4 protein-coding genes are annotated in these 3,393 nt (G+C 37.6%); 1 reads left to right on the top strand and 3 read right to left on the bottom strand.

The features are described from left to right. On the top strand, window positions 1–247 hold a 247-nt coding region (locus ACFSKV_RS12755), incomplete at its 5' end, for a hypothetical protein (protein ID WP_380803344.1). 58 nt (window positions 248–305) lie between these two features. Here ACFSKV_RS12755 and ACFSKV_RS12750 read toward each other — a convergent pair. From ACFSKV_RS12750 to ACFSKV_RS12740, 3 genes are all read right to left on the bottom strand, one after another. Beyond that, on the bottom strand, window positions 306–1,346 hold the full coding sequence (locus ACFSKV_RS12750) for a Fic family protein (RefSeq protein WP_380803341.1): 1,041 nt from the start codon (window positions 1,344–1,346) through the stop codon (window positions 306–308). Between the two features lie 146 nt (window positions 1,347–1,492). Next, complete coding sequence (locus ACFSKV_RS12745; protein WP_380803340.1) at window positions 1,493–1,729, bottom strand: hypothetical protein; 237 nt, start codon at window positions 1,727–1,729, stop codon at window positions 1,493–1,495. 307 nt (window positions 1,730–2,036) lie between these two features. Continuing rightward, complete coding sequence (locus ACFSKV_RS12740; protein WP_380803339.1) at window positions 2,037–3,146, bottom strand: hypothetical protein; 1,110 nt, start codon at window positions 3,144–3,146, stop codon at window positions 2,037–2,039. Between the last annotated feature and the right edge of the window lie 247 nt (window positions 3,147–3,393).

Raw genomic sequence — 3,393 nt, 5'->3', positions numbered from 1 at the left:
GCCTAAAACCAAAACAGGACGAAAATCAAAGTCAGCAAGGACCTTGATAATCAATAAAACATATGCACTGTCAAAAACAAAATCCTTGATATTGAAAATCAGAGGTTTAATTGGTGAATTAGAAGAAATTATCCAGAAATGTGTAAACAAAATCGCTTCCAAAATAGAATATTCAAGAAGAAACCAGGTATTCAAACGGAAATTCAGAGCAAAACTGAAATACTCAATGAATTACAAATCTATTTAATTACATTCCTTAACTTAACGGCATTAATTCATCATTCTAAATTGCCTTTCTTTTTTATCTAGAAATAGGTTTCTACAGCAAATCGGTACTGCTCAATAAATATTTCTTTAAAACATGAAATATTGTTCTGCTCGTAGAAAATAAGCATGGCTTTCTTGTATTCAACTGCATCCACTGTTCTAAAAGAAATAGGACAATATTGATGATTCATAAGAACTGCATTACTTACAATTCTTGCGGTTCTTTTATTCCCATCTTCAAAGGGCTGTATATAAGAAATCAAAATTAAAAGCAATAAGGCTTTCTCAAAGACACTTTCCTTAGCATTGACAAGTTTACACATTTCCGAAAGTGCTTCATTAATCTGAAATTCATTATCCAGAGGGCGATAATTAGTCCCGGATATACCCACTCTCCTTTTTCTAATGTTTTTCCCTACTCCAAGTTCTTTAATTAAAATACTATGGATGTCCTCAATTTTGGAAACAGACAAAGGAATAAGGTAATCAGGGTTTTCAATTATAAAATCAATCGCATCCTTATGATTGAGAAGCATGACTGCCTCTTCTTTAGTTTTGCCAGATGCGGTTTCTTTATCCTTCAAAAGTCTTTCTGTCTCCAATAGAGAATAGGTATTACCCTCAATCTGGGAAGATTTCCAACTTAAATCAATCGCTAATCTTTCCAGTTCCTTTGAATAAACAACTTGGGAAAGTTGGGAAATATTCTGTTTATATTTTTCCTGAAGCAAGTCCAACTGCTCAGACTCTTTCGTAGAAAATAGATTGGCTTCTGTCAGTATTTCAGGAATAAGCCTAAAATTATAATATTCTCTAATCTCCCTTTCATCTAGTTCTTTTTCAAAATACTTCTCAAGATCAATTGGAAACAAAAGTCCGTAACTTGATGAAACCGAATATTTAGTAGCCCTTCCCTGTCCTTTCTTTGAAATAAGATTATCATCAAGTAACTTGGTTAAAGTTCTCTTCAATGTAGCATAACTGACGGCAGAGGAAATGCCCTCAAAAATATCTTTTGAAGAAACTTCTTTGTTTTCCTGGATGTATTTAATTATTTCAGATTCAACATTTCCAATCATAGAAATTTATTGTAGCTCACTAATTTAATTATTGTAGCTCAAAAACAAGTCGGATTGAGCTTTATTTCTTTCCATTTTGAGCTGCAAAATTTTTAAAATTGCATAGTTCAAAGTCTGTGATCCGCCACGGACAAGCATGGACCAAATCAATGCAGTCTACTGACTGCTACATCGTTTATCGCCGGCGAATATATTCTTGCTTCGATTTCACTTTCAGCGCCGGCCTGCCTGACTGGCAAAGGCAGGCTCTGGATATGGGCTGGCATCATCAACCAGGGGTTGAAACCCCGGGCTGTCACATGTTGCCCTTTCAGGGCTATTTCATTCAATTTCACACCTGGTCTACAGCTTGGAATTAGTGTTAATCCGAAAGCTTCGCGCATAATCCCTTTTCTCAAGTTCATTTGAATTCACATAAACATTTAGATCCGCTCAGCAGCCAAAAAAAGGATTCAAAAATTAGTGTAATTAGTGTAATTAGTGGTTTAAGAAAATCCTTTTCTCCAACAGAACCGATCCCTCAAATTCACAAAGCGCAACAGCGCAAGCTGCTTAGTGTTCTTGATACCTATTAAACTGGGAAAAAACGTCTAAATTGAAAAAGCCAAATTTCTCACAAAATCTTTAATTTCTTTGGGTCCTTGGTGCGCTTCGTGGTTCAAAAAATCCTTTTCTCCTACAGAACTGATCTCACATACTTACACTCTTGATTCTACATTCACCTTCTCCGCTCCCTTTCCAAACCCACAACAGATAAAAAAACAGCATATACACCGATTTCATCCGCATGATAATCCCCAGATTATTTAAAGTCAAAGCATAAACAAACATCAAAATCATACCAAAGGCGATGCCAATCCAAACAAAACCGGGAACAGACCGAAACCTGAATCTATTGATATCAAACAAAAACAAAAACAGCAAAACCAGGGCTACCAAATTCTCCAATGCTGATGCCCATTGCCAAAAACCGGCTGCTTCTCCCACAAAAGGCCGGAAAAATAAGGTCCATAACTTCATCATCCAGGAATATTCAGACATTGGAACCTGAGACCCTGCTGCAAAACCTTCTAAAAAGGTCATTTGCTCCTCTGAAAATTGTGCAATACCCTGGAAATTCAAGGTGTCTATATGGGTGATGTACAGCAAAAACCGTAAAGCCAACAGGCCCAACACCAAGATGATAAGGGAAACGCCCCATTTCAACCAAGAGGGGAATTCTTTTTCCCACCAAAATAAGGGCAAAACAAATGCCAACAGAATCCCTCCCTGCAAGGGCCTGACCATATAGGAAAGTCCAACTCCAAATAAAATCCAATACCAGTTTTTCCTCAGGTCCAAAGAACCTTTCATAAACATCACCAAACCCAGGAAACCCAAGGATTCCTTTCCAATTCCGGAGGTCCAAAAATGAAGGTTGGGAGATAAAAAAAGCAACAACAAAACCCAATGGTTTAAGGTATTGGAAACTCCCGGAAAATAAGCCATGACCATGCGCCAGACTTCCCGGATTGCCCAAAATGAAACCAGGGCGTAGCACAGATTCCCCAACCAAAAAGGCAAACCCAGTATTTTGGCAGGAAAATAATTAAGCCATTGGATAAAAAAGGACCGGGTACCCCAATGATCCATCCAAGACTGCGGATGATGCCCTGTTTCTGCCGTGAGATTCCAGTACCGGATGGCATCTCCACCATAGGTATTCAGGTACCAGGTAAATATCACGGCAAAAGCCAAATGATAAAGTAGGAGAAAAACTTCAGAAGGCAGATTCCGAAAGGCAAATTTGGGATGAGTCACAATCCAAAAATAAAAAAAATGACGTAAGGACAAGATAATGTTTTGGTAAAATTTACCAGTTTCTTACCATAATTGGACTAAGATTGGTTCAAGCCCCGACTGGTTCAAGTCTGCCTTTGTCGCCTTTAGATTTACAAAATATAAATATTCTAATAAAGCTATTATTACTATCAACATTGAGGGGGGTCTGGGGGGAGACTTATAACTTGTTGATAACGGTGGATAAGTTAATTTTAAGGCCAAAAAA

It is taken from the genome of Shivajiella indica, assembly GCF_042683085.1.
In the GTDB taxonomy this organism is placed as follows: domain Bacteria; phylum Bacteroidota; class Bacteroidia; order Cytophagales; family Cyclobacteriaceae; genus Shivajiella; species Shivajiella indica.
This window is presented reverse-complemented; position numbering and strand designations above follow the sequence as displayed.